Annotated in this window: 22 protein-coding genes; 14 read left to right on the top strand and 8 right to left on the bottom strand. The window is 60.1% G+C overall.

What is annotated here, in order from left to right:
- Positions 1 to 11: 11 nt before the first annotated feature.
- On the top strand, positions 12 to 1,646 hold the full coding sequence (locus ACKVY0_RS07760) for a serine hydrolase (protein ID WP_409214229.1): 1,635 nt from the start codon (positions 12 to 14) through the stop codon (positions 1,644 to 1,646).
- Here ACKVY0_RS07760 and ACKVY0_RS07755 read toward each other — a convergent pair.
- Entirely contained in the window at positions 1,615 to 2,592 is a 978-nt protein-coding gene (locus tag ACKVY0_RS07755) for an ArsR/SmtB family transcription factor (protein WP_409214228.1), read from the bottom strand. The genes ACKVY0_RS07760 and ACKVY0_RS07755 overlap by 32 nt on opposite strands.
- A gap of 124 nt (positions 2,593 to 2,716) precedes the next feature.
- Entirely contained in the window at positions 2,717 to 3,409 is a 693-nt protein-coding gene (locus tag ACKVY0_RS07750; protein WP_409214227.1) for a hypothetical protein, read from the bottom strand.
- 109 nt (positions 3,410 to 3,518) lie between these two features.
- On the opposite strand from ACKVY0_RS07750, the gene ACKVY0_RS07745 reads away from it, so the two are divergent.
- Together ACKVY0_RS07745 and ACKVY0_RS07740 are read left to right on the top strand one after the other, a co-directional pair.
- Entirely contained in the window at positions 3,519 to 4,274 is a 756-nt protein-coding gene (locus tag ACKVY0_RS07745; protein WP_409214226.1) for a FadR/GntR family transcriptional regulator, read from the top strand.
- On the top strand, positions 4,271 to 7,135 hold the full coding sequence (locus tag ACKVY0_RS07740; protein WP_409214225.1) for a DUF1553 domain-containing protein: 2,865 nt from the start codon (positions 4,271 to 4,273) through the stop codon (positions 7,133 to 7,135). Before ACKVY0_RS07745 ends, ACKVY0_RS07740 begins: the two co-directional genes overlap by 4 nt.
- Here the strand turns inward: ACKVY0_RS07740 and ACKVY0_RS07735 are convergent.
- Positions 7,132 to 7,488, bottom strand: a complete 357-nt coding sequence (locus ACKVY0_RS07735) for a type II toxin-antitoxin system RelE family toxin (protein WP_409214224.1) — start codon at positions 7,486 to 7,488, stop codon at positions 7,132 to 7,134. The two genes, ACKVY0_RS07740 and ACKVY0_RS07735, sit on opposite strands and share 4 nt — an antisense overlap.
- Positions 7,485 to 7,790, bottom strand: coding sequence for a type II toxin-antitoxin system Phd/YefM family antitoxin (locus tag ACKVY0_RS07730; RefSeq protein WP_409214223.1), 306 nt, complete (start codon positions 7,788 to 7,790; stop codon positions 7,485 to 7,487). The genes ACKVY0_RS07735 and ACKVY0_RS07730 overlap by 4 nt, the downstream gene beginning before the upstream one ends.
- A 53-nt stretch (positions 7,791 to 7,843) precedes the next feature.
- Here ACKVY0_RS07730 and ACKVY0_RS07725 point away from each other — a divergent pair, with 53 nt between their 5' ends.
- Both ACKVY0_RS07725 and ACKVY0_RS07720 read left to right on the top strand, forming a co-directional pair.
- On the top strand, positions 7,844 to 9,247 hold the full coding sequence (locus ACKVY0_RS07725; protein WP_409214222.1) for a DUF1501 domain-containing protein: 1,404 nt from the start codon (positions 7,844 to 7,846) through the stop codon (positions 9,245 to 9,247).
- A 47-nt stretch (positions 9,248 to 9,294) separates the two neighbouring features.
- A complete protein-coding gene (locus ACKVY0_RS07720) occupies positions 9,295 to 10,278 on the top strand; it encodes a C-terminal binding protein (RefSeq protein ID WP_409214221.1) in 984 nt (327 codons plus the stop codon).
- Positions 10,279 to 10,451: 173 nt separating this feature from the next.
- On the opposite strand, the gene ACKVY0_RS07715 is transcribed toward ACKVY0_RS07720, so the two are convergent.
- Positions 10,452 to 12,710, bottom strand: a complete 2,259-nt coding sequence (locus tag ACKVY0_RS07715; protein ID WP_409214220.1) for an exo-beta-N-acetylmuramidase NamZ domain-containing protein — start codon at positions 12,708 to 12,710, stop codon at positions 10,452 to 10,454.
- A gap of 82 nt (positions 12,711 to 12,792) precedes the next feature.
- On the bottom strand, positions 12,793 to 14,181 hold the full coding sequence (locus ACKVY0_RS07710; protein WP_409214219.1) for a sulfatase-like hydrolase/transferase: 1,389 nt from the start codon (positions 14,179 to 14,181) through the stop codon (positions 12,793 to 12,795).
- A gap of 169 nt (positions 14,182 to 14,350) precedes the next feature.
- On the opposite strand from ACKVY0_RS07710, the gene ACKVY0_RS07705 reads away from it, so the two are divergent.
- The 6 genes from ACKVY0_RS07705 (at position 14,351) to ACKVY0_RS07680 (ending at position 20,257) form a co-directional block, all read left to right on the top strand.
- Entirely contained in the window at positions 14,351 to 14,776 is a 426-nt protein-coding gene (locus ACKVY0_RS07705; RefSeq protein WP_409214218.1) for a hypothetical protein, read from the top strand.
- On the top strand, positions 14,773 to 16,092 hold the full coding sequence (locus ACKVY0_RS07700; RefSeq protein ID WP_409214217.1) for an ATP-binding protein: 1,320 nt from the start codon (positions 14,773 to 14,775) through the stop codon (positions 16,090 to 16,092). The genes ACKVY0_RS07705 and ACKVY0_RS07700 overlap by 4 nt, the downstream gene beginning before the upstream one ends.
- Positions 16,093 to 16,189: 97 nt before the next feature.
- Positions 16,190 to 16,588: a hypothetical protein gene (locus ACKVY0_RS07695; protein ID WP_409214216.1), complete on the top strand. Its 399-nt coding sequence runs from the start codon at positions 16,190 to 16,192 to the stop codon at positions 16,586 to 16,588.
- On the top strand, positions 16,585 to 17,514 hold the full coding sequence (locus ACKVY0_RS07690; RefSeq protein ID WP_409214215.1) for an aminotransferase class IV: 930 nt from the start codon (positions 16,585 to 16,587) through the stop codon (positions 17,512 to 17,514). Before ACKVY0_RS07695 ends, ACKVY0_RS07690 begins: the two co-directional genes overlap by 4 nt.
- Before the next feature lie 116 nt (positions 17,515 to 17,630).
- Positions 17,631 to 19,127, top strand: a complete 1,497-nt coding sequence (locus tag ACKVY0_RS07685; protein WP_409214214.1) for a M81 family metallopeptidase — start codon at positions 17,631 to 17,633, stop codon at positions 19,125 to 19,127.
- A complete protein-coding gene (locus tag ACKVY0_RS07680) occupies positions 19,124 to 20,257 on the top strand; it encodes a mandelate racemase/muconate lactonizing enzyme family protein (RefSeq protein WP_409214213.1) in 1,134 nt (377 codons plus the stop codon). Before ACKVY0_RS07685 ends, ACKVY0_RS07680 begins: the two co-directional genes overlap by 4 nt.
- A gap of 160 nt (positions 20,258 to 20,417) precedes the next feature.
- Here ACKVY0_RS07680 and ACKVY0_RS07675 read toward each other — a convergent pair whose 3' ends face one another.
- Positions 20,418 to 20,777: a hypothetical protein gene (locus ACKVY0_RS07675; RefSeq protein WP_409214283.1), complete on the bottom strand. Its 360-nt coding sequence runs from the start codon at positions 20,775 to 20,777 to the stop codon at positions 20,418 to 20,420.
- Between ACKVY0_RS07675 and ACKVY0_RS07670 the strand changes: the two genes are divergently transcribed.
- Complete coding sequence (locus tag ACKVY0_RS07670; protein ID WP_409214282.1) at positions 20,667 to 23,747, top strand: protein kinase domain-containing protein; 3,081 nt, start codon at positions 20,667 to 20,669, stop codon at positions 23,745 to 23,747. The two genes, ACKVY0_RS07675 and ACKVY0_RS07670, sit on opposite strands and share 111 nt — an antisense overlap.
- Positions 23,748 to 24,079: 332 nt before the next feature.
- Here ACKVY0_RS07670 and ACKVY0_RS07665 read toward each other — a convergent pair whose 3' ends face one another.
- Positions 24,080 to 24,829, bottom strand: coding sequence for a pseudouridine synthase (locus tag ACKVY0_RS07665; protein ID WP_409214212.1), 750 nt, complete (start codon positions 24,827 to 24,829; stop codon positions 24,080 to 24,082).
- An 88-nt stretch (positions 24,830 to 24,917) separates the two neighbouring features.
- On the opposite strand from ACKVY0_RS07665, the gene ACKVY0_RS07660 reads away from it, so the two are divergent.
- Together ACKVY0_RS07660 and ACKVY0_RS07655 are read left to right on the top strand one after the other, a co-directional pair.
- On the top strand, positions 24,918 to 25,175 hold the full coding sequence (locus tag ACKVY0_RS07660) for a hypothetical protein (RefSeq protein WP_409214211.1): 258 nt from the start codon (positions 24,918 to 24,920) through the stop codon (positions 25,173 to 25,175).
- The gene (locus ACKVY0_RS07655) at positions 25,133 to 25,414 is read left to right on the top strand and encodes a hypothetical protein (protein ID WP_409214210.1); all 282 of its coding nucleotides are present in this window, start codon (positions 25,133 to 25,135) and stop codon (positions 25,412 to 25,414) included. The genes ACKVY0_RS07660 and ACKVY0_RS07655 overlap by 43 nt, the downstream gene beginning before the upstream one ends.
- Positions 25,415 to 25,518 lie beyond the last annotated feature (104 nt).

The following is a 25,518-nucleotide window of genomic DNA, read 5'->3' as shown; positions in this document are numbered from 1 at the left end:
AGCCTGTGTGCATGAAATTCGTTCTCCTGAGCCTTTTGATCACGGTCCAATCGTTGCACGCCCGCACTCTGGCGGCGGCGGCCGCTCAACAGGCCAAGGAGCTGAAAGCCGGCTGTATCGTGACCGGCGAACGCATCGGCGATGACGTGCGTTTTACCATCTCTGGCAAGGCTCCAGAGGCGAAGAACGCACCGCCAGAGCAGATCGTGTTCGAAATCGGCTCGATCACGAAGGTCTTCACCGGTCTGTTGCTGGCGCAGGCGGTGGTGGAGAAAAAAGTGACGCTGGAGACGACCATTGGCAGCTTGCTCGATCCGAAGCTCAAGTTTGCCGATCCACGCATCGCCGCGATCACGCTGAAGCAGCTCTCCACGCACACGAGCGGCCTGCCACGGCTGCCGGCGAATCTTGCTGTCGGCTCGATCGAGGATGATCCGTACGCGAACTACGATGAGAAGCTGCTGCTGGCCTTTCTCATCAGCGCCAAACTGGAAGGCGAGGGGCCATACTCATGCAGCTACTCGAATCTGGGTGTCGGTCTGTTGGGTCATCTGCTTGGAAAACTTTGGGAGACGGGCTGGGAGAAGGCGGTGGTGGCAAAAATCTGCCTGCCGCTCGGATTGAAGGACACGGCGGTTCATCCTGAGCCGAAGCTGCCGCTGGCGACACCGCATGCCGGTGAAAAAGGGGTGAAGCCATGGAATTTCGACGCCGTGGCCGGAGCCGGGGCGCTACGCAGCACGGCGGCGGATCTGATGAAGTTTGGCGAGGCGATGCTGCATCCTGAAAAAACACCGCTCAAAGACGCCTTTGCCTTTGCTCTGCAAGCGCAGGCGGAAGCGCCGGCCATGGGCGGCCAGATCGGCCTCGGTTTGTTTTTGGGCAAGCACGAGGGTGAAATGATCTTCAGCCACGATGGCGGCACAGGCGGCTACAGCGCGTCGCTGCAAGTCATCCCGTCGAAAGAGACCGTGCTTATCGCCTTGATCAACAACAACAGCCTCAGCGGCTCGGCGGTCATCGCCGCGATGTCAGATGCCAAATCGGCCACGCCACAAAAGCAGAAGGAGATTTCACTCCCGGTGGAGATGCTGACGCAGTATCCCGGCGTCTATGAACTCGACCGCGACGCCCGCTTCACCGTGCTGCTGCGTGACGGGAAGTTGTGGGTGAACCTCACTGGCCAGGCCTTCCTACACGCCTTTGCCAAAGTGCCGGATCGTTTCTTCTACAAGGCGGTGACAGCGGAAATCGCCTTCAATCGCGACAAGGGCGTGATTCAATCACTCACCCTGTTTCAAAACGGGCGTGAACTCACCGCCAAGCGCAGCAGCGCCGCGCCGCCTGAGTACCAACTGCGCACCTCGAAAGAACTCCAGCCCTACGCGGGTGAGTATGCCCTCATGGGCTTGAAAAAACTCAAAGTCACCGTGCAGGCGAACACGCTCTTCGCCCAGCTTGAAGGCCAGCCTTCGGTTCCCGTGTTTGAAACCACCCCAGACCGTTTTGAATATGATGTCGTCAAGGCCACGCTCGTCTTCACGCGTGACGATAAACAACAGATCAACGGCCTCACGTTGCTGCAAAACGGACTCGCCCTGCCTGCCGCACGCGTTACGAGCCAGACCAGTGACCTGTCGAAGTGAAGCGGTTCTCCTTCTCGGCCAGCGCCAGGATCGTCTGGAAATGCGGGCTTTTGCCCTCGCGATACACCACGCTGGTCTCGATGCTTTTGAAGCCAGCCTTGCCCAGCATCTCATGCAGCTCGCTTTCGGAGAAACCCAGCCACACATCCGCATAGAGGTCGCGTGCCTTCTCAAACTGGTGCTTGAGCAGGTCCAGCAGCACGATGCGCCCGCCGGGTTTGAGAATGGCATACGCCGCCTTGAGCGCCTTCTCTGGATTCTGCGCATGATGCAGCGCCTGACTCAGAAACACGAGGTCCACACTCAACGGCGGGATCGGCGGTGCTTCGAGGTCACCCAGACGGTATTCGAGGTTCGTGAAGCCATGCTTCAGCGCCAACTCCGAACCGTAGGCGACCATCTTCTCGCTGTTATCGACAGCGATAACCTTCTTCGCCCGCTGTGCGAGCAACTGCGACAGCGTTCCCTCGCCCGCACCAAGATCAGCAATGATCAGCGGCGGCAGCAGTTTGAGCAAAGTCTCTCCCAAGCCCTTCCACGAACGTCCGGGGATGTAATGTCGGCCAAACTTACCCGCCAGCGCATCGAAGTAGGCCTGCGCTGTCTGCGCCCGCTTCCGCAGCACGACTTGCAGCGCCTCGGCATCCTTGGTGACTTCGCGCAGTTCTGCTCCGGCCGCCTCGATGAGCGCCAGAAAGTGTTCATGGGTCGGCTGGTCCTTTGTGCCGGGTTCATCGAGCTGATACAGCCGGTTTTTGCCACTGCGGCGGTCGTTCACCAAACCGGCAGCCTTCAGTTTCGCGAGCTGGGCCGAAATGTTCGACTGCGGCAGCGACAGCACCTCCTGCAGCTCCGCCACGCTTAGCTCCTCCTGCTTCAGCAGCAGCAGCAGCCGCACCCGCGTCGGGTCAGCGATAAGGCTTAGAGATTTGAGAATGGATGCCAAGGCAAACCCATCGTATCAACGCATCATGGTTCATCAATACCGGAGTTTGCCGAGCCGTTGATGGTCGTGAGTTGATAGTTGATGGCCGGATTCTGAAACTATCAACCATTCACCATCAACCATCTCACAGCTTCGATGCCGCCCAAATGCCCGCTTTCTTCTGCTGCGCCTGCCGCCGCAGCGCTTGCAGCTCCAGCGCATACTCGTCCGCCGTCCGTGCATCCGCCGGCAGCGTCGTCGTGACACCCGCCAGCCGTGCATAGCCCTGCTGCACCAGCAGATCGGCCAGATACACCGGCTTGCCGGGACTGATCTCCACCAGGATCAGCGCATAAAAGCGGCTGCGGTCCGGCACCTCCTCCCAGCGTGTCATCACCGAAAACGCATGTTCTTTGAGCAGTTGCGTCACGTATTGCCCCGCCTTCACGCCTTCATCCACGATGCGCTGGCTGCTCACGCCAAAATAGCGTCCTTGCTCCTGCACCCGCTGCGGATGTGTCCACGAGGCATCCAGCGCATCCACGAAGTAGAGCACAAAGATGTGCTCGTCCTCCGTGTCGCTCACCTTGATGCGCAGCGTGTCCGCCTCGTTCGTGCGGCTCTCAATGAGGCGTGCTTTCGGGAAAATTTTAAACTCTGGCAGCGACGTGCGCCCGGTGTCGTTCGTGGCCTGCCCCGGCACCACCTGCGCCACCGGAATCGGCAGCGCCGCCAGCGGCACCGGCCGGCTCTCCTTCAGCAGAATCGCCGCCAGCACGATGATCAGCACCAGCACGCAGGTGATGGCGAGATTGAGCAAGGTGTCACGAAGGGGCATTTCGGAGGCGGCAGAAGTTGGCGCGCACTGTCCCGTGATCGCGGGCAGGCTCAAGCCGCAAGTGACACAAAGGTCATGGGTGGCAATGCATGATCATTTTTTCGACAGGATGAAAGAATTCACCGCTCAAATCACGATTGGTATGACCTCCTACCAATTATTGATGACTCTCTCCCCGCTCAAATCCGCCCCGTCGCTTGTCGATCAGGTCTGTTCGCGCCTCGCGCGCCAATTGCGCGACGAAGTTGAGTCTGGCAATGGCAGGCTGCCGCCAGAACGTCTCATGGCCGAGCGCCTTGGGGTGAGCCGCACTGTTCTTCGCGAGGCCACCAAACGCCTCGAACTGCAAGGCCTGCTCGAAATTCGGCACGGCAGCGGCATTCGAGCCGTGAATCGACTCCACAAGCCCCTGAGCGGCTCTTTGTCACTGCTTCTACCCGAATTGTCCGAACGTCTGCGACAGTTGAACGAAGCTCGCGCTGCCATCGAGCCTGAAATCGCGAAACAAGCCGCGTTGAAAGCCAAAACGGCCGATGTGAAGCAACTCCGCAGCATTCATGAGCGCTTGGTGGCCGCTGAGACGCATGATGAAGCCGTCGAGGCCGACATCGACTTCCACCGCACGCTCGCCCGCATCGCCAGCAACGAGATTTTGAAGCTCATGCTTGAATCCCTCGCCGATCTCGGTCGTGAAAGTCGTCGCATCACCATCAGCAACGTCGGCAGGCAGCGGGCGATTGATCACCACACCGCTATTTTGAGTGCCGTGGCCGCGCACGATGCCCCCGCTGCCGCCAAAGCAATGAAACATCACATGGACGAAGCAGCTCGCGATCTCGCCGCCAAAACGAAGGCAAAACGATGAGAACCACGATCTTCATTCTCTTGGCGGCTGTTCCAGCTCTCGCCGTCGATTTCGACCGTGAGATTCGTCCATTGCTTCAGGAGAGCTGCATCGAATGTCATGGCGAAAAGAAGCACAAAGGCGAGCTGCGCCTCGATGCGAAGCCATTCGCTTTCAAAGGTGGTCACGACGGCCCCGCTATCGTCGCTGGCAAGCCCGACAAGTCGCCGCTCTACCAGCGCATCACCAATACGGATGACAAGGAGCGCATGCCGCCGAAAGGCGACGCGTTGTCGCCGTCACAGATCGCCGCGATTAAAACGTGGATCGAATCCGGTGCGGTGTGGCCGGAGAACGCCGCCGACAAAGCCGCACTGGCTGACAAACGTCTCTCGCACTGGGCTTGGCAGCCGTTGACGAAGTTCGGCATGCCTCAGAGCATCGACTCGATCATCCAAGCAAAACTTGCCGAGAACAAACTACAGCCCTCGCCCGAAGCGGATCGCCGCTCGCTCATTCGTCGCCTCACTTTTAATCTCCATGGTCTTCCGCCGACACCGGCTGAGGTGGAAGCTTTCCGCCAAGACAAAGACCCGAAGGCGTATGAAAAGCTCATCGACCGCTTGCTTGCCTCACCGCGCTACGGCGAGCGTTACGCCCGCCACTGGCTCGACATCGCGCATTACGCCGACACGCACGGCTTTGAGCGCGATCAGCGCCGCGACAATGCCTGGCGTTACCGCGATTACGTCATCCATGCGCTGAACGCCGACAAACCCTACGACCAGTTCCTGCGCGAGCAGATCGCTGGCGATGTGTTGAATCAGCCATCCATCGTGGCGACCGGTTTCCTCGCAGCCGGACCCTATGACTTCGTCGGGCAGGTCGAAACAAAGAGCGATGTGCTGCGCCGCAGTGCTCGCACCCTCGATCTCGACGACATGGTCACGCAGGTCATGACTGCTGCATGCGGCGTCACGGTGAATTGCGCGCGCTGCCACGATCACAAGCTCGATCCCATCTCGCAGCGCGAGTATTACTCGCTGTGGTCCGTGTTCGCCGGCTTGAAGCGCGGTGATCGCGATCTCGACACCGCCGAGTCCGCCCGCCTCACTGCCGAGCGTGCCAAAACACAAACGCGCCTCCGCCAGGTCACCACCGAACTCGCCAAACTCACCGGTGAAGGCCTTGATCTCGCCGATATGATCGGCAAAAAAGGCACCGGCATCGACCTACGCAACGGCAGCCTCACGATTGCCAAACTCGGCTACCACCGCGACATCAAAAGCAATCGCCAGACATTGGTCCCATCCGTCCCATCAGTCCTATTTGTCTCAGTCCCCAACGACCTGCCCTCCGGCATCCCCGCCACCTCCGGGCACACCTGGGACGCCATCCGCAACGGACCACTCAACGCTCAAGTCTCCACCACCATCGACGGCACGGACTATGCGAAAGACGGCCACAGCATCCTCGGCCTGCACGCGAACAGCGCCGTCACCTTCGACCTCAAAGAGATTCGCAAAGTCAGTGGCTACGCGAAGATGCGCTTCACCGCGATGCTTGGCTTTGGAGCCAACCAACAAGCCGCCAGGAGCCTCGCGGACTTCACGGTGTTCATCGGCAGCGAACAAAAGTTCCAGCGGCTCAAAATGCGTAAAGATGAGTCCGCGCACCTCGATCTCAGCATCCCCACTGACGCGCCGACGATCACATTGATAGCCACCGATGGCGGCGACGGCATCAGCAACGATCTCCTCTTCCTCGGCGATGCCAAACTCACGCTCGACATCGAATCCCAGCCGCTCTCCGCCGCTGACAAAGCCCGCGTCAACGCGCTGCGAGCCGAAGAGAAGCAACTCAGTGCCAAACTGAACGCCAAAGTCACCACCGACAAGGTTTACGCCGTCATCGCCGACAAACCGCCCGCCGTTCAGATTCTCAAACGCGGCGATCCCGAGTCTCCCGCCGACGAATCCATCCCGCCCGGCACGCTGAGCCTTCTGCGCGACCTCAAGCCCGCTCTCGGCACCCTCGACGCGCCCGAAGGCGACCGCCGTAAAGCCCTCGCAGCGTGGATCACCGATCCGCGCAATCCATTGACGAGGCGCGTCATCGTCAACCGCCTCTGGCACTGGCATTTTGGCCAAGGCATCGTGAACACCCCCAGCGACTTCGGCCTCGGCGGCGGTCAGCCTTCGCATCCCGAGCTGCTCGATTATCTCGCTGATGAACTGCTAAAAAGCGGCTGGTCGCTCAAGCACATGCACAAGCTGATCGTGACGAGCCAAGCCTATCGACAAAGATCCGACCGAGCTGTCGGATCAGACGGATCAAACAGATTCCTCTGGCGACAAAACCCGCGCCGCATCGAAGCCGAAGCCACGCGTGATTTCGTCCTCGCCATTTCCGGTAAGCTCAACCTCCAGCAAACCGGCGGCCCCGGCTTCACCGACTTCACCTACACCGAAGGCTACGCGCCCGTGTATCAGCACATCACCGCCGACACACCCGAGCTATGGCGGCGCAGCATCTACCGCTTCGTCGTGCGCAGCACGCCGCAGAAATTCCTCACCACGCTCGACTGTCCCGACCCCGCGAATCTCACGCCCGCGCGCATGACCACGACGACCGCGCTGCAATCCCTCGCCCTCTTCAACAACGACTTCATCCTCCGCCAGTCCCGTTACTTCGCCGAGCGCCTGCAACACGAAGCCGGCACCGATCTCGCGAAACAAATCCACCAAGCCTACGCCCTCGCCTTTTCCCGCGAACCCACCGCCGAGGAACAGCAGCTCGCCACCGAGTTCATCAAGGCCAACGAACTCTTTGCCTTCTGCCGATCACTGTTTAACGCCAACGAGTTTGTGTATGTGGACTAGCTTTCGTCATCCTCAGCCTCGAACAGCCACCGCCGGTGCTCGTGACGGATTTGGAGGATCGTCACGAGTTTCCTGGCTTCGTCGATGGTATAGAGCACGCGCCAACCAACGCCTGTCTTCCAGGGGCGAAAGAGCATCTGGCGGATTTCGTATTGTGGCATCCATTTACCGCTCTCAGGGGCGAACCCATGACGATGTGGTGAAAGCGCCAGCTTATCGAGTGCCAATCTCAATAGATCACTCCACCGGTTCGCCAGCACAGCTCCGCCGTGAGACTCATCCGACTCATACCAGATCATCTGACGGTCAATATCGTCCTCACCAGTGTCTGCGAGGCTCCAGAGAAAGCTCATTGTTTCGCCTGACGGAGGTTGGCTTTGCTGCGAATGCGCTCAAACGCTATTTCACCAGGTGTGCCACGATCCCCACGATCATAGGCCTCCAGCGCCGCCTTCAGCTCCATATCCAGCCGATATTCCTCCGCCGCGTGCATCAGCTTGTCGAAGGCACTGACCGAAAGCACCACCGCAGTCGCTTTCCCGTTGTGAGTCAAAACACGCGGCCGGTTGTGCTTCTTCAGCTCAGCGGTGTGCTTGCGCGTCTGCCGGGCGAAGTCGGTGAGGCTGACGATGTCTTTTTCGAGAAGCATTTTCATGCTGGCAGGCTAGCACAGAATTGTGTGCGGCATCAACTCTCCATTTCATTTCCATGAATGCCATTCACTCACGCCGATCCTTCCTCCAAACCGCCGCTGGTGGCCTTGGCGGACTCGCGTTGACCTCCATGCTCGCTCGCGGCGCGCAGCCGCATCACACGGCGAGAGCGAAGCGCGTCATCCAGATCTTCTGCCCAGGTGGCATGAGCCACGTGGACACCTTTGATTTCAAGCCAGAGCTGATCAAACGCGCGGGCAAACCCTTCGATCCCGATGGGAAGATGCAGTTCTTTGCGTCGAAGCCAGGCAACTGCCAGCCGAGCTATTATCCCTTCAAACAACACGGCGAGAGCGGGCGCTGGGTGAGCAATCTCTTCCCAAAACTCGCCACGCAGGTCGATAACATGGCGTTCATCTACTCCATGCAGAGCAAGACCGCGCTGCACGGCCCCGGCTGCTTCATGATGAACACGGGTCAGACGCTGCCCGGCTTCCCCAGCATGGGCGCATGGGTCACCTACGGACTCGGCAGTGAGAGCGACAATCTGCCGTCATTCGTCGTGCTGCCTGATCCACGTGGACTCCCGCCCGGCGGTCCGATCAACTGGGGCGCGGGCTTTCTTCCCGCCGTGCATCAGGCCACCACGCTCGATGCCACGAACGCCGAGCAACCCATCGCAGATCTCTTCCCGCCGAAGGATTTTACCACTCGGCAGCAAGATCAGCAGACGCTGGCCTTCCTGCAAAAACTCAATGTGCAGCACCGCGCAACACGCGCCGCCAACACCGAACTCGATGCGCGCATCGCTGCGTATGAGATGGCCGCACGACTCCAACTCAGCGCGCCCGAAGTCACCAACCTCTCTGGAGAAACCGAACTCACCAACAAACTCTACGCGCTCGACGATCCCGAGCGCGGCCCCTTTGGCCGACAGTGCCTGATGGCACGCCGACTCGCGGAGCGCGGTGTGCGCTTCATTCAAATCTACTGCGGCGCTGAAAACACCACGGCGAAAAAAATCCGCCCGAACTGGGACAGCCATGAAGATCTGGTGCGCGATCATGGCTACTGGGGGGGCGTTCTCGACACTGGTGCGAGTGCGTTGCTCGCTGATCTCAAATCACGCGGCCTGCTGGATGAGACGCTCGTCATCTGCACCACTGAGTTTGGCCGCCAACCCTCCGCGCAAGGCGCAGGCAAAGGCCGCGACCACAACGCCGGAGCCTTCACTGCCTGGATGGCAGGCGGCGGCATCAAGGGCGGCACCGGCTACGGCAGCACGGATGAACTCGGCTTCAAAGCCGTCGAAAAAATCACCCACAGCTACGAACTGCACGCCACCGCCCTTCACCTGCTCGGCATCGACCACGAAAAGCTGACCTTCTACCACAACGGCCTCCAACAACGCCTCACCGGCCTCGAAGGCCACGGCGTGATCAAAGAACTGCTCGCGTAAAAAGCATTCGTCGCATTCCTCCCATCAGTCCTATTTGTCCCATCTGCATGCCACCCAACTCACACATTGCCATCATCGACTGGCGCACCGCACCGCAAGGCGATGCGGAGTCCGCCATCGAAAAAGCCATCATCGGCAGCGCCGCGAAAGTCACACGACATCTCTGCGACACCGATGCCGATTTGGATGACGAGATCGCCAGCGCCAACGCCATCATCATCTGGCACAACATGCCGCTGACGGCGCAGGGCATCGCGAAACTCAAAAACTGCCGCGCCATCATCCGCAATGGCGTCGGCTTCGACAGCGTGGACGTCGCCGCAGCCCGTGAACGTGGCATTGCCGTGTGCAACGTGCCGGACTACGGCACCGAAGAGGTCGCGGATCATGCCATCGCGCTCGCCATGGTCCTGTGCCGCCAAATCCTGCCACTCGATCAAGAAGCCAAAGCACTCGGCTGGAACATCAAAGTCGGCCCCAAGCTCCGCCGCCTCAGTACGCTCACCTTCGGCATCGTCGGACTCGGCCGCATCGGCACCGCGACAGCGCTGCGAGCCAAAGCCCTCGGCTTCCGTGTCATTTTCCACGATCCGTATCTTCCCAACGGCGCGGACAAAGCGGTGGGCATCACACGCGTGCGCTCGCTCGATGAATTGCTCACTCAAACCGATGTTTTGTCACTGCACTGCCCGCTGAATGCTGAAACACGTCACCTCATCGCCGAGCGCGAGCTTTCGCTGCTCAAACCGACTTCCTTCATCGTGAACACAGCTCGCGGAGCCATCATCGAAAAAACCGCGATTCTCGCCGCGCTGCGTGAAAACCGCCTCGCAGGCGCGGGCCTCGATGTCATCGAAGACGAACCGCTGCGCACCACCGAAGAGGCCGCCACGCCTAACCTCATCGCCACCTGTCACGCAGCCTTTTGCAGCGTGGAGTCGAAGATCGAAATGCGCAGCACCTCGGCGCGGATCGCACTTGCCGCCGTGACCGGCCAGCCACTCGAAAACGTGGTAAATGGCATGGTTTGAAGCGCGTAATGGAAAATATCCTTTGATCCATTTGAGACTCGGCTCCGCAACCAGGCGGAGTGGATCGCCAGCGCATCCGCCTGCAAGTCCTGGAAGACCTCAGCCTCGCCATGCAGTGATGGGGCATTCGATTTCATGCCGGTGGATCACCGAAAGCCTGGCCCCTTGCCAGATCATTCCTTGGCATACCTCAAAAACTCCTTCCGCCTCGCCTCAAACCCACTTGTCTCTTCGCTCCAAGCTTCCATCACCTTCTTCCACGGTTCTCCCGCGCGGATCGCCTTCACGCTCTCGTCGCGATTCAGCAGCGTGTTCACCTTCGCCAGCGCGAACGAATTCGGGTGCAGGCGCTGCAACACCGTTGCGATGGCGATGCCGGTCTGCACGGGCCGCAGCATGTTGCGATCTGTGATTTGAATCCGCACGCCGCCGCAGGCCTCGTTCTTGAACACGCTCGTCGTCGGCGTGAAGCGCACCGGCGTGAACTGCACGCCTGGCAGGCCCAGTTTGTTCAGCTCATGCGCCAGCCGCAGATCATTCACATACGGCGCCCCGAGCACTTCAAACGGCGAATCGGTGCCACGGCCGACGCTGACGCTGAATTCGAGCAAGCCAATGCCCGGATAAAGCTGCGCGGCATTCAGCGAACGCATGTTCGGCGACGGGTTGATCCACGGCAGTCCGGTTTGATCAAACAGCATGCCGCGTCGCCAGCCTTCGACCGGAATGACCTTCAAATCGCAGCCGATATTGCGCTCCGCGTTCATCATCGCCGCCAGTTCGCCTGCGGTCATGCCGTGGCGCAGCGGCATCGCATGCGTGGCGGTGAACGTCTCCTTGTCCGGCACCGCCGGGCCTTCCACGGCGTTGCCGCCGATGGGGTTCACACGGTCGAGCACATAGAACGCCTTCTTCGCCTTCGCCGCCGCCTCCATGCACACCCGCAACGTCGAGATGTAGGTGTAGAACCGGCAGCCGATGTCCTGGATGTCGAACACCAGCGCATCCACGTCTGCGAGTTGCTCCGCCGTCGGCGCACGCTGCTCGCCATACAAGCTCAGCACGGGTAGGCCGGTCTTTGCGTCCTTCGAGTTGCTGATCTTCTCCTGATCCAGCTCTCCACGAATGCCGTGCTCGGGACTGAAGAGTTTTTTCAGCTTCACCTCGGTCGCGTTCGCCAGCAGATCAATCGTGCTGCGTCGTTGCGCGTCGATGCCGGTCTGATTCGTGATCAAACCGATCCGCAGGCCTTTCAAATCGGCAAACTTGCGCCGCACCAACACGTCGATGCCGTTGAGCACCGTCGGCACTTCCTTCTCATCACGCGGCCACGGCGGCCCGTTCGCCGCAAACTTCATCCCTTGTGCTGCCACGGTGCCGATCTGTTCATACAACTCGCGCACACTGCCTCTGCCATTCGGATGCAGACGTGAACTCATGAAAATGATGAACGTCTTCGTCTGCGGCTCGATCCATAAACTCGTGCCGGTGAAACCCGTGTGGCCGAATGATCCAATCGGAAACACCTTCCCACGCGGCCTGCTAAAAGGCGAATCAATGTCCCAGCCGAGTCCACGCCGCTCAAACACCGTCGTAATCGTCTGCGGTGTCGTCATGATCTTCACCGTTGTCGGCTTCAGCACACCCGCACCCTCAGTCAGAATCATCCGCGCATACTTCGCCAAATCGGAAGCCGTCGTGAACAAGCCCGCGTGCCCCGTGACGCCGCCCATCTTGCGCGAGGTCGGATCATGCACCACGCCGCGCAGCATCACGCCATTCTCATCCTTCTCCGTGGGCGCGATGCGCGGCTTCCAGTCGTCTGGAGGCAGAAACCGCGTCGAATCCATCTTCAGCGGCTCAAACACGTGTTTTGCCGCGAACTCATTCAAAGCCACACCGCTCACGCGGCGCACGATTTCGCCCAGCAGGATGAAATTGATGTCCGAATAGCGGAAAAAGCGATCTGGCGGCCCATCTGGCTCCAATTCGACCGCACGTCGAATACCCGCCTCATAGCCCGTCCACTCCGGCTCCTTCGGAATGCCCGGCCTCAGGCCCGAAGTATGCGTCAGCAGATGCCGCACCGTGATCCCAGCGCGAAACTCCGGCACATACCGCCGCACTTCCGCCTCCAGCTCGATCTTCCCCTGCTCCATCAGGATCAAAACACACGGCAACGTCGCCACCACCTTCGTCAGTGATGCCGCATCGAACACGGTATCCGCCGTCATCGCCTCCTTTGCTGGTGAAACTGCCCGCTGTCCCTCCACCAGCGTCAGCTTCTTCTCACCGCTTTCAAAGTGAAGCACCGCCCCTGGCGGATTCCCCTTCGCCACCGCCTTGTGTACGACTTCGCGCAGCGCGTCGAATTCGTCCGCGTGAACAACGCCACAGAACAGCAAAGGTAAAATGATGCGGGGTAAAATCATGGGCAGATCGTAGCGCGGAATTCCGATTCCGCGACATCACCGCATCACCCAGCGCTCCAAATCTCGGTATCGGAATACCGAGCTACTTGTGCTTCTTCACTGTCGGCTTCCCGGCCTTCGGACTCTGAAATGTCGGTGCGATGGTGCCCTTTTCCCATTCGGCTATGGCTGTGACGAATTCCTTCACCACTTCGGGCTTTTCTGCTGCGAGGTTCTTCGTTTCGCCGACATCAGCGGCCAGATCATACAATTCAGGTGCGGCTGAACCGTTGCGCACGAGCTTCATATTGCCATTACGCACCGCATTGTTCCCGCCCGGTCCGCCGGAGCGCCAGAACAGCAGCTCATGCGGCGCTCCCGTCTTCTCGCCGGTCAAAAACGGCAGCAGATTCGCGCCATCGAGATTCTTCGGCGTCAATTCGGCAGCACCAGCCGCCGCGAGCGCGGTGGGCAGGAAATCCAACGCGATGACAGGTTGATCATACGTTCCAGGCTTGATCTTCGCGGGCCAGCTCACCAGAAACGGCACGCGCATGCCGCCTTCATAGACCATGCCCTTCGCACCACGCAGCGGCGAATTGTCGGTGAAGTTGGTGCCGCTCTTCGCCGCCAGATTCGGGCCGCCGTTGTCGCTGACGAAGTAGATCAGGGTGTTCTCGCGCTGCTTCGTTTCGTCCAGCTTCACCAGCACACCGCCGATGGCAGCATCCAGCGCGCAGACCATCGCCGCGTAAGTGCGGCGGCTGTCGTTTTCGATGTGCTTGAGCTGTTCCAGCCACTCCTTCGGCGCTTGCAGCGGTGTGTGTGGCGCGTTGAAGGCCAGATAGAGCATCCACGGCTTCGCTTTGTCTGCATGACGGCCCACAAACGCTGCCGCCTCGTCGCCAAACTGATCGGTGAGGTATTTCGTCTGCGGTTCGTCCTTCCCGTTGCGGTTCAGCGGGATGTTGTACTCCGCGCCGCCGCCTACACCGGGGAAATACACATGCCCGCCGCCCAGCGCACCGAAGTACTCATCAAAGCCACGCTTCAGCGGATGAAACTGCGGATGCGCGCCGAGATGCCACTTGCCGACTGCGCCGGTCGTGTAACCCGCCTGCTGCATGAGCGATGGAAACGTCGTCTCGTTCAGCGACAGCCCCGCTGTGGTGCTCTCCGGCAGCCAGGCCGGGTTGTTCTCATGCCCGAAGCGATGCTGATAGCGCCCGGTCATGATGCCCGCCCGAGTCGGGCTGCAAAACGGATGGGAGACATAGCCATTCGTGCAGCGCAGGCTCTGCGTGGCCAGTTTGTCGAGATGCGGCGTTGGAATCTCCTTCGAGCCTTGAAACCCGACATCATTGTAGCCAAGATCATCGGCGATGATGGCGAGCACGTTGGGTTTGGCCGCACCATCCTTCGCCAAGGCTACGGAGGGCAAGTAGAGCGTAGAGCCAAGGGCCAAGAGCAGGACGAGAGTGAGGGAACGCATGATGAGGCGCGACAACGCGTCCCCGGCAGCCATGTTTCAGATTCACTCGAAACAATGCAGGGCTTACGCACCAAAACTTGCAGCTCTCAGGAACCTGATTGCCGCAGATTCAGAAAACCCACAGATTTTTAGAGTAGAAATAATCTGTGGTTAAAACAAACTCAGGAGCGTGGTGTTCTTCGGCGTCGAGCGACGCGGTGGCTATTCCTGGGCCGATGGCTTCTTCAATCGCAATGACACCGCGCCGCTGCCGAGGCAACTTGATGGCGAGGTGGCAAAGTTCACCAGGCACATCAGCTACCCGCCGCCGGCGGACAAGGTGAAGTCCAACCTCGCGCTTCGCTGTATTTTGTTTCAAGCAGACGAGGCTGCACAGATTAGAAAGGAGGCGAATGCATCGGGAGCATCCGAGGTGATCCAGAAGGGGAATGCGCGGCTTGGCACGCGCGACTGGAAGCTGAAGAACCCGGCGATTGGCCCGAAGACGAAGCATCGTCGCCGCGCTTCCTGTAGTGATGTCGAGGGAGCATTTGCCATTTATCTTTCTATGAGAGATAGATGCGGCCAAAGTTATCCCATTTTAAAAGACAAATGACAGCCAGTCAGAAAGCGGTTCTCCAGGAAAAGCTCGCCCTCGGCATGAGCCAGGAACTGCCGGTGCTGACGCCACGACAGGTGGTGATGACCTTGCTGCCCGGCAAGGCCCAGGCGGTGATCGGCATGAGGCGCGCGGGCAAGACCTGCTTTCTTTATCAACAGATGCAGGAGCGGCTGGCGCAGGGTGCGCGGCGCGAGCAGTTGATCTACCTGAACTTCGAGGACGAGCGCTTGCCCTCCCTGGAGGCGGAGGCGCTGACCTTTGTGCTCGACGAATACTACCGCACACATCCCGCCACCCGGTCGAAGCAGAAGGTGCTGTGGTGTCTCGACGAGGTGCAGTTGGTGAAGGGCTGGGAGTCGTTCGTCAGACGCATTCTCGACACGGAGAAGGTGGAGGTTTTTGTGAGCGGTTCGTCGGCACGGATGCTGAGCCAGGAAGTGGCGACCTCGATGCGGGGCCGCGCGCTGGAGGTTGTCATTCATCCGTTCAGCTTTCGCGAGGTGCTCACGCACCAGGGACTGCCGGTGCCCGATGACGTGGCCGTGCTGACGCCAGCCAAGCGCTCGCGCATGGAGAAGGCGCTGACCGATTATCTTGTCGGCGGCGGGTTTCCAGAGACCATCGGGCTGCCGCCGGATGCGCGCGCGCGGCTTCTGCAGAGCTATGTCGATGTGGCGCTGCTGCGCGACGTGGTGGAGCGGCATCAAGTGGCCAACGTGAGCGCGCTGCGGTTCCTCGTGCGGCATCTGCTCGCTAATGCGGGCAGCCCGTTCAGCGTGCAGAAGATTCACAACTTCCTCACGACGCAGGGCATGCCGGTGGCGAAGAACACGCTGCATGATCTGCTCGCCCATCTCGAGGAGGCCTTCCTCGTGCGTACCGTGTGGATGGAATCCGCGTCGGAGCGGCAGCGCATGGTGAACCCGCGCAAGGCCTATCCCATCGATCCTGCGCTCATGGCGCTCTATGATCGTTCGGGCCGCGCGAACACCGGCCATATGCTGGAAACGCTGGTGCTCCTGGAGCTTGAGCGCCGCCGGGCGGCAGTGACGTGGGTGCGCACGCCTGCCGGTTACGAGATCGACTTCCTGGCGCGGCACGCAGATGGACGGCAGGAGCTGATCCAAGTATGCGCAGATGCAAGCGATCCTGCGACGGCGGAGCGTGAGTTCCGAGCCCTGGCCGATGCGACGACGAGCTTTCCCCGTGCCAAACGAACGCTGCTCACACTGCACCAGACGGGTTTCCCAAAGACATCCCCGCCCGCAAAGATCGAAGTGCAAACGGCGTGGCAGTGGCTGCTCACATAAAACCACGGCACCTGGTCGCTGCCTTGCAATGCAACGGCGCGGCCCGCGTAGAAGTAGCCAGCACAGGATGAGACCACCTCTGCCAATTGATCGCCGCATGAACCGCAGAAACTTCATCGCCCAGTCCAGTGCGCTGGCTTTGTCCCCGCCGCTCATCGGCATGAAACAAGGCGATGACATTCCCGGCTTGGTCGGTTGGGAGTGGATGGGCATGCCTGCAGACATTCCAGGACTCGAAGTCATGTCCACCGGCAAGACCCGCAACGGCACCAAAGGGCCCAAGGGCGAAGGCGTTTACACTGCGACGATGTATCCCGGCCCGAAGAAGAACCTCGTCTTCAACGCCGCCACCTGTTGGTGGGCCGACGCTTTGTCCGAGCCTCCAGGCTATGTGCGACCCAAGGTTTATACCGAACCGAAAGGAGTCGATGCGCGAGCGCAACGCATCACGTCAAACATCTTCGACCGCATCAAACAAAGCCCGCACGCCCAATGAGCGAACCCATCGTCTATCTGAACACCGGCTTCGTTTCCGCCTCACAGGCGAAGCTGAACATCTACGACCTCGGCATCGTGCTCGGTGCAACGCTCACCGAGATGACGCGCACGTTTCGTCATCAGCCGTATCGAGCAGCGGATCACGTGGCGCGGCTGTATCGGTCGCTGAAGTATTCCGACATCGCGGTGCCATTGTCGCAGGATGAGATGCTGGCGAGAACCAGCGAACTGGCCGAAGCCAACTGCAAGCTGTTGCGACCCGAAGAAGACATCGGCATCGTGCATTTCGTCACACCTGGCGAGAACGCGCTCTACGCTGGCAGCGCTGGAGATTCAGGTCCGATGACGCCGACCATTTGCATCCACTCGTTCCCGCTGCGCTTCAGCATGTGGCGGCATTTGTTTGTCGATGGCGCGCATGTCGTCACGCCGTCCATTCGCCACATTCCGCCGCAGTGCATTGAGCCCAAGATGAAGAACCGCAGCCGCCTGCACTGGTTCCTCGCGGAGAAACAAGCGCAAGCCGTGGACCCGCGCGCGATCACGCTGCTGCTCGACCTTGATGGCAATGTCACTGAGTGCTCCGGCTCGAATTTCGTCATCATCAAAGGCCGCACGATCATCTCACCGACAACGCGCAACATCCTCTGGGGCATCAGCCTGCAAACCGTGAAGGAACTCGCGCCACAGATCGGCATGGAGTTCATCGAAAAGGACTTCCAGCCCTACGACGTGATCAACGCCGACGAAGCCTGGCTGACCACCACGCCCTACTGCCTCGCTCCCTGCACGAAGAACAACAACATCCCCATCGGCGATGGCAAACCGGGGCCGTTGTTCAAGAAGATGATCGGCGCGTGGAGTCACCGTGTGGGCATGGACATCGAGGCGCAGGTAATGAACGACCCGCCCGTGCTTCCATGAAGAACCAATTTATGTAGTCATGGGCTTTAGCCCGTGAAAACATCGTTCTCCTGGAAGCTGTCATTAACGTCATGCGTAACTGATGCGAGCTAAAGGCCAGCACTACTTTCTCAATCATGCCGCGCATCCTCATCGCCGAATGCAAACAGGAGGTCTCCACCTTCAATCCGCACCTTAGCGGCTACACGGACTTCGGTATTCGGCGTGGTGGGGAGTTGCTGAGTTATCACCGCTCCGTGCGGAATGAGATCGGCGGAGCGCTCAGCGTTTTCGATTCGACTCCTGACGCCGAACTGGTGCCGACTTACAGCGCGTTCTTCATCACCTCGGGCGGCACATTGGCAAAGGCGGACTGGGAGCGCATCGCGGCGGAGTTTCTCGATTCCATCCGCACGGCACCGCCGGTGGATGGCGTGTATTTCTGCATGCACGGGGCGATGGCGAGCGAGGTGGAGCTTGATCCCGAAGGCTGGCTGCTGGCGGAGACGCGGAAGATTCTCGGCGAGCGCATTCCCATCGTCGTGTCGCTCGATCTGCACGGTATTTTGACGGATCGCATGCTACAGCACAGCGATGCCATCGTGGCGTATCACACCTACCCGCATGTTGATTTCTTTGAGACGGGCCAGCGCGCAGCGCGGTTGCTACTGCGGATCGTTGCAGGCGAGGTGAAGCCGGTGACTGCCAAAGTCACTGTGCCAGCGCTCGTGCGCGGTGACGAGCTGATCACGGCCAGTGGCTCGATACACCATGCGGTGAATGCGGCGAAGGAGATCGAGCAAAGTGCTGGCGGATTGTCTGCGGCGATGATGTGGGGCAATCCGTTTACCGATGTGCCGGAACTCGCCTCCTGTGCCTTTGTGGTGACCGATAACGACCCGGTGCTGGCCGAGCGCGAGGCGCTTCGCATCGCGAACTTGTTCTGGGAGCATCACGAGAAGATGCAGGTGCCGCTGGTGAGCCTGGAGGAGATGGCGCGCATCGCCAATGCACTCACCAGCGGCACGCTCGCGCTTGTCGATGCCGCAGATGCGACCAGCTCCGGAGCTTCGGGCGATAGCAACGCCATCCTGCGTGCGCTCATGGAATCCGGCTGCGCCTTGCGCACGCTGTTGCCCATCGTCGATGAACCGGTCGTGAAGATGGCCTTCGCGGCGGGCATCGGGGCTACGCTCACGACGACGATCGGCGGCACACTGGATCCGCAGCGTTTCAAACCGCTGCAAATCACCGCCAAGGTGCGTTTGCTCGCCGACGGTCGATTCCGCAGCGAATCCTTCGGCGAAGAGTGGCTCGCTGGTCCGACGGCGGTGCTGGAGACTGAAAACTTCACGCTCGTCGTCAGCAGCCGCGCTGTGAATCTCTACGACCGCTCGTTCTTTTACGCGCACGGTCAGAACCCAGAGCGATTCGACGCCGTGGTGATCAAGTCGCCACACTGTCAGCACCACATGTACGCAGCGTGGTGCGTGCGGATGGTGAATGTGGATGCGCCCGGCTCCTCCAGCGCCAATTTGCCGTATCTCGGACACACCCGTTGCTCACGACCGATTTTCCCGCTCGATGCGGATGTCACCTTCACTCCCAATCCCAAACTTTTTTTGCGCCCATGAAAATCCGAGAAATCCGCTGCGCAGGTTTGCGCGGAGCCACACCTGAAGGCGGCTGGAGCAACGAACTCCGGCCTGATGACTGCGTCCACACGCTCATCGCCGTCCACACCGATGAAGGCGCTGTTGGACTCGGCAGTGTGTTCACCAACGATGCGCTGGTGCGCGCTTCGCTGGCCGTGTTGGAGCCACTGTATCGCGGCGAGAACGCACTCGAACCCGAACGCGTGAGTGAGAAGCTGCAGCAGAACATGTTCTGGCTCGGGCGCGGCGGCTCGATCACGCATACGATCAGCGGCATCGACATCGCGCTGTGGGATTTGCTTGGCAAGGCGACTGGGCAGCCCGTCGGACGCTTGCTTGGCGGTCGGTATCGCGAACGTGTGCAGCCTTATGCCTCGCTGCTGATGGATGAGCCTGAAAAACTGCGCGACCACCTGCTCAAAGTGAAAGCGCAGGGCTTCCGCGCCTTCAAGATCGGCTGGGGGCCGTTTGGTCGGCGCAATGCGGCGACGGATGAAGCCATCGTCAAAGCAGCACGCGAAGCCGTGGGACCGGATAACAAGCTCATGGTCGATGCCGGTGGCAGCGACGCACATTGGACGAACGGGTACAAGTGGGCGCTGAACACCGCAAAGATGCTCGCCGACTACGATGTGCATTGGTTTGAAGAAGCGCTCACGCCCGACTCGCTCGAAGACTTCCCCAAACTTCGCGAGCACTCGCCCGTGCCGATCTCCGGCGGCGAGGTGCTCACACGTCGTCAGGCATTCCAGCCCTTCCTGGAAGCGCGCGCCTTCGACATCATCCAGCCCGATGTGACCAAAGTCGGCGGCATCAGCGAGGAGCGCCGCATCGCCTGGATGGCGCAGGAGCACGGTGTGCAGTTCATCCCGCATGGCTGGAACACGGCGGTCGGTCTCGCGGCTGATCTGCATCTCGCATCGGCATTCCCCGGTACGGATCTCGTCGAGTATCTCACCGGCTCGCCCTTCATCGACGAAATCACCGTCGGTGGCTGGAAGCTTGATGCGGATGGCATGCTGGCAATTCCGACGACGCCCGGCCTCGGCCTCGAACTCGACCCCGATGCAGTGAAGAAATACACTGGTGGGGAGAAGCTGTTGGACTGATTTTATCGCCGGGATTCAGCAGTCGGAAGCTGATAAACGCAGCCATTCCATTTCTAATAACTTTTGAAGTGAGCGATTGCCTCATTGGGCGAACTCGTCAGAATGTTCGCTAACCATGAGTGCTTCACACCCTGCTGAGGAAGCTCTTTTTCAGGCCGTTTTAAAGCGACCGATGGCTCAGCGTAATTCCTACCTGAAGCGGGAATGTGGTGATGACGATGCCTTGAGGCGTCGTATCGAGGAACGACTTGCGGCTCGGAATGGCAGTGCGGCACACGAACCAGGACATAACGAGGCAGATGAGGATGAGGAAACCTTGCATCTGGCGCAGCAGGAAGACCATCAACAACATGCCCATATCGACCGTTACCGGCTGCTGAAAGTGATCGGCTCCGGAGGTTTCGGCTGCGTGTGGCACGCCGAGCAAAAAGGACCGATTCCACGCCGGGTGGCGCTGAAAGTCGTCAAACTGGGCATGGATACACGCGAAATCATCGCGCAGTTCGAAGCCGAGCGGCAACTGCTGGCATTGATGGACCACCCTTGCATCGCGAAGGTTTATGATGCGGGGGCGACCGACGAGGGGCTGCCCTACTTTGTGATGGAGCTGGTGGGCGGGATTCCCATCACGCGATTCTGCGATGAACATCAACTGCGTACTACAGAGCGCCTGCGCCTCTTCATTGACGTCTGCAAAGCCTTGCAGCATGCGCATCAAAAGGGCGTCAGCCATCGTGACATCAAGCCCAGCAATATTCTCGTCAGCAGGAGCGACGGACAACCGCTGCCTAAGGTGATTGATTTTGGCATTGCTAGGGCCACCCGCCCGATGCCGAACGGCGTGAAGACCCACCCGCCATGCGAGCAGATGATCGGCACACCGGTTTACATGAGCCCGGAGCAGGCGGCGGGGAACATCGACATCGACACCCGCTGCGATGTGTATGCCCTGGGTGTTCTCCTGTATGAACTGCTCACCGGGCGCACCCCCTTTGATAAGAAAAAACTGCTGGCTGCTGGCGAACAAGAAATCCGCCGGGTGATTTGCGAGGAGATTCCCCCAAAGCCTTCGGCTGCGCTCGCTTTGGTGCCAAAAGACGCCGCCGCCAAGGTGGCGGCACGTCAACAGAGCACACTGGCCTTGCTGACCGCTGCTTTGCGTGAGGACCTGGACTGGATCGTGATGAAGGCCATGCAGAAAGATCGCAACCTGCGCTATGAAACAGCGAATGGCCTAGCCATGGACGTGGAGCGGTATCTGATGTGCGAGCCCTTGGTCGCCCGCCCGCACAACAATCGTTACCGACTACGAAAACTGGTGAACCGCAACCGGCTGGTTTACATCATGGGCACCCTGGTGGCCGTAGCGCTTCTTATCGGCATTAGTGTCAGTGGCATGCAGACTTGGCGCATCACGCAGGCCGAGCGCGAACACAACCGGCTGCGTAGTTTGGCCGAACTGAGTGAGCTCAGCGCGCATGAGGAAAAGGAAGCCGCCAGAAGATCTCTGGCCAAGGCACAAATCGCCCTGGCAGACGCCGCGTATCGCGATCAGGACGGCAGTGCGATGCAGGCCGCGCTTCAGGCGGTCCCAATGGAGCTGCGTGACTCGAACTGGCGCTATCTGATGGGAAAATCAGACACCTCGATGGCCAGCATCCAGGTGCCCGGTGGTGCTGCGGTAGAGCGGGTGCTGCCGCACCCCACCCGGGCGGGCGTGTTTATTACCGTCTCCTCAGACCATTGGGTGTCGATCACCAAACTCGGCACTGAATCGACTCTGCTGCACTTCCAGCTCGATTTTGAAGATCGCTCTGCGCCTGACTTTTGCCTGTCTGTTTCGCCAGATGGAGAACGGCTCGCGGTCGCGAAGCTCAGCGGCGGTGGCACCGTCATTCATAACCTGCAGGACGGCAGTGTCATCACCCGCTGGGCCAGCTCTGACACGGACGCGCTGATTTACAGCCCCGATGGTCGGCGTCTTTTGGAAATATCGCGCAACGGGCCAGCCCACATGCGCCTGGCGCTTAATGGGGAGATACTCTGGACTGCCGCAGGGACGGAGTCATTAATGCACGCCGCCTTTGACCGCACCGGGCGTCAAATAGTCTGCAACAAAGCGACAAACGGCCAGAGGCTCCAGATCATCAACGCCTTCAGCGGCGATGTGCTGCGCGAGTTGAGCATTCCGCGCATGCGCCTCACCGCGCTCACGATCAGTCCTGACGGCCGTTACGCCTTGACTGGCGATCAGCGCGGCTTTGTGCGCTGTCTGGAACTCAAAACCGGCAACCTCCGCTACGAGTTCCGCGCCAATGACCGCGCGGTGTCCTCCCTGGCCTATGCGCTGGACGGGAAGCGTTTCGTCACTCTCTCCAATCTTTCAGGCGGCCGCCAGTCCATCCAGGTCTGGGATGCGCCCACCGGTGTCTTTCTCCAGCCGCTGCTCAATGCCAGCAGCACCGGCAGGGATCTGTGCGTGCATCCGCTCTCCGGAGAAATTCTTGCCACGGGCCTCACTGCCAAAGCCTGGCGGCTCAAAGGCATAAGTGAAGATTTCCACCTGACGGCACGTGAATTTGCCAACACCTGCTTCTGGAGCAGCGACGACCTGATCTTCACCCACGGCGCAACCTCCGGCATCGATCTCATCGATCTACAACTTGAGAGCGCGGCGAGCCCGCCGGTCTGGCAGGCATCCGACAAAGCAGCGCGCATCGTCACCGCCAGCGCGAATGGCGTCATGGCAGCCGTGGCAGCCGTCAATAAATCTGTCTCCAACATTCAACTGCTGCGTCGTGACCTAGATCACGTCGTGGAGGTGCGACTCCTGACTGCACCCGGCGGGCTTACCTTCATGCACTTCAATCCCCCGGGGGACCGCCTGCTCATCCGCGCTGCCAGCGCTTTTTATGTGGTCGATACCCAGACCGGCCACAGCACCACCGTCGCGTGGGACAAGACATTTTCCATCCGCGAGGCGGAGTGGGTCGGATCCTCACCGCGCATCATCGCGCTCCTCGCCGCCAAGGCGTCGCGCAGCCTGCCAGGCTCGGAAGACCGGCTGGTGCTGTATGATGCCGGTTCGGGCGTGAGGGTACACTCCGTCATCAACGGCAGCGTCATCAACGCCATCGCCACCTCGGCCGATGGCACCCTGCTCGCCGAAGGCGGCGCCGACCGCATGGTACGCCTGCGTGATCCACAGACATTGGCGGTCAAACAGGAGTTGCGCGCCCATGACGCTCCCATTATGGCGCTCGCCTTTCATCCCACGCGGCCGATTCTCGCCACTGCCTCCGAAGATCTCACCATCAAGCTCTGGAACTTGGCGGACGGCAAACTCCTCGAAGAACTCAGCGGCCCGGTCGGCCCGCCCAGACAACTCGTCTTCAGCCCCAATGGCCGCCGTCTTGCCTGCCTCTCCGGCGATCGTTCCATGCGCATTTGGAATCTGGATAAATTCTCCGCCTCCAGGCAGGCGGAGTGATTTGCAGCGGCGCAACAATCTTCGCGTGATGTAACGGAACGCCGTGCTTGGAAACCCTCAGTGCCTCGCATCAGGTACTGAATAGTTACGGCGGCGGGAGCATTTTTTGCGCCGTCATCTCCCTGCTGCAGCATGAGCAGCCGCCATCCATCGGCTCACTGCTTTTGCCGAAGATACGCCGCGCCAGCAGATCCACCTTTTCGCGCAGCGAGTTTGTTCGCGCATCGAAGCGACGCCACTTCCTCAGGGATGCTTGTGCCCCAGGATTGTTCCAACCCTGGGCTGCATGACGAAAGCCCGTTAGGCTTTCATGCGGAGCGCGGAGCGCTCGGTTACCCCGGCCTCACCACCTGCGGTTCACGTGATTTCAAGACTTCATACTTCGTCAATTCACGCCACTGGCCTTTCACGAGGTTGCCGAGCACGAGCATGCCGATCTTCACGCGCACGAGGCGCAGGACTTCGATGCCGAAGGCTTCGAGCAGGCGGCGGATGTGGCGGTTGCGGCCTTCGTCGAGGGTAAATTCGAGCCAGGTGTTCTTTTCGCCGGTGCGGAGGATTTTCACGTCCTTGGCGGCGAGGTGCTCACCTTCGTCTTCCACACCTTTTTTGAGCTGAGCGAGGCGCTGCGCATCCACTTCGCCGCTGATCTGGACGTGGTAGGTTTTATCGAGGTGCGTGTCGGGATTGGTGATCGTGTCGGCCCAGACGTTGTCGTTGGTGAACAGCAGCATGCCCTCGCTGGCCTTGTCGAGTCGGCCCACGGGCGAGAGATGCGGCAGTTTGGAGTTTTCAAAGCACGAAAACACCGTCTCGCGCCCAAGTTCGTCCGAAGCGCTGGTGACAAGGCCGCGCGGCTTGTTGAGCATGACGTACATGCGCGGGGCTTGATTGATGCTGATGTCATCCATGATGATGACATCCTTTTTGAGCACCACGGGGAACTCGGGATTCTTCCGCACGGTGAGGTTCACCTTCACCTTGCCCATGCGGATCAGTTCTGTGGCACGGCTGCGCGAGCAGAAGCCGAGCTTCGACATGGCGCGGGCGAGTCCGGTGCGGGTGGGCGGGGGCTGTGACATGAAACAGGTTTAGCGCAGGTCGCGGCGGTGTGCCGAATGAATATTCGCTCTTGGCCGATGCAGACGACGAGGTTATGCTTCTGCCGTTGTGAAAACAATCCGGCCCAGCATCGAAGCACTCCAACTGCGCTATTCCCGCGACCTGATGCGGAAAAAGATGCTGGAAGGTCATCGCGCGGAACGGCCTGAAATCCTGAACGCGCCCAGAACACCTGACAATGCAGTGTCCTGGCTGCCGCACCCGCCGCGCACCGTGGCGGAGTGCATGTGGATTTCCGATCAGATCACCGAGGAGATCGAGCAATGGAAGAACAACTATCCGCGAACCTTTTCGTCCGGGAGCTAGCACGGCGGCATCGTGTGATGCTGCTCGGCGGCCTCGCGGTCATTGCTCACGGTCTTGAACGCAAAACGAAGGACGTGGACATCTGGCTGGAGCCTCTGGCAGATGCCCCGACGTGGGTGGCGGAGATCGCGGCAATCCTGCGCCAGCTTCAAACAGGTCGCTTCTGGTCACTGCAAAGGAACGACGTTTTGTTCCCGGATGAGGCGGCCGCTGATGTGACGGGTGCGTCGCCGGAATGATGTAGATTAGAGGGCTGTAGATTCTCAAAAATACCACTGTACCCTATGGTTATTCTATGCCTTAGAGTGAGAATGGAGCTGAACATCAAGCCGCTGAAAGATAG

The sequence above is a fragment of the Prosthecobacter sp. genome (assembly GCF_046154365.1).
Lineage (GTDB): Bacteria > Verrucomicrobiota > Verrucomicrobiia > Verrucomicrobiales > Verrucomicrobiaceae > Prosthecobacter.
This window is presented reverse-complemented; position numbering and strand designations above follow the sequence as displayed.

Bases quoted from the DNA above. Each gene is read 5' to 3' on its own strand.
- ACKVY0_RS07760 (WP_409214229.1), top strand. From the start codon at position 12: ATGAAATTCGTTCTCCTGAGCCTTTTGATCACGGTCCAATCGTTGCAC.
- ACKVY0_RS07655 (WP_409214210.1), top strand. From the start codon at position 25,133: ATGGAAGAACAACTATCCGCGAACCTTTTCGTCCGGGAGCTAGCACGG.
- ACKVY0_RS07680 (WP_409214213.1), top strand. From the start codon at position 19,124: ATGAAAATCCGAGAAATCCGCTGCGCAGGTTTGCGCGGAGCCACACCT.
- ACKVY0_RS07695 (WP_409214216.1), top strand. From the start codon at position 16,190: ATGAACCGCAGAAACTTCATCGCCCAGTCCAGTGCGCTGGCTTTGTCC.
- ACKVY0_RS07710 (WP_409214219.1), bottom strand. From the start codon at position 14,181: ATGCGTTCCCTCACTCTCGTCCTGCTCTTGGCCCTTGGCTCTACGCTC.
- ACKVY0_RS07700 (WP_409214217.1), top strand. From the start codon at position 14,773: ATGACAGCCAGTCAGAAAGCGGTTCTCCAGGAAAAGCTCGCCCTCGGC.
- ACKVY0_RS07740 (WP_409214225.1), top strand. From the start codon at position 4,271: ATGAGAACCACGATCTTCATTCTCTTGGCGGCTGTTCCAGCTCTCGCC.
- ACKVY0_RS07665 (WP_409214212.1), bottom strand. From the start codon at position 24,829: ATGTCACAGCCCCCGCCCACCCGCACCGGACTCGCCCGCGCCATGTCG.
- ACKVY0_RS07725 (WP_409214222.1), top strand. From the start codon at position 7,844: ATGAATGCCATTCACTCACGCCGATCCTTCCTCCAAACCGCCGCTGGT.
- ACKVY0_RS07685 (WP_409214214.1), top strand. From the start codon at position 17,631: ATGCCGCGCATCCTCATCGCCGAATGCAAACAGGAGGTCTCCACCTTC.
- ACKVY0_RS07750 (WP_409214227.1), bottom strand. From the start codon at position 3,409: ATGCCCCTTCGTGACACCTTGCTCAATCTCGCCATCACCTGCGTGCTG.
- ACKVY0_RS07720 (WP_409214221.1), top strand. From the start codon at position 9,295: ATGCCACCCAACTCACACATTGCCATCATCGACTGGCGCACCGCACCG.
- ACKVY0_RS07690 (WP_409214215.1), top strand. From the start codon at position 16,585: ATGAGCGAACCCATCGTCTATCTGAACACCGGCTTCGTTTCCGCCTCA.
- ACKVY0_RS07715 (WP_409214220.1), bottom strand. From the start codon at position 12,710: ATGATTTTACCCCGCATCATTTTACCTTTGCTGTTCTGTGGCGTTGTT.
- ACKVY0_RS07745 (WP_409214226.1), top strand. From the start codon at position 3,519: ATGAAAGAATTCACCGCTCAAATCACGATTGGTATGACCTCCTACCAA.
- ACKVY0_RS07735 (WP_409214224.1), bottom strand. From the start codon at position 7,488: ATGAGCTTTCTCTGGAGCCTCGCAGACACTGGTGAGGACGATATTGAC.
- ACKVY0_RS07730 (WP_409214223.1), bottom strand. From the start codon at position 7,790: ATGAAAATGCTTCTCGAAAAAGACATCGTCAGCCTCACCGACTTCGCC.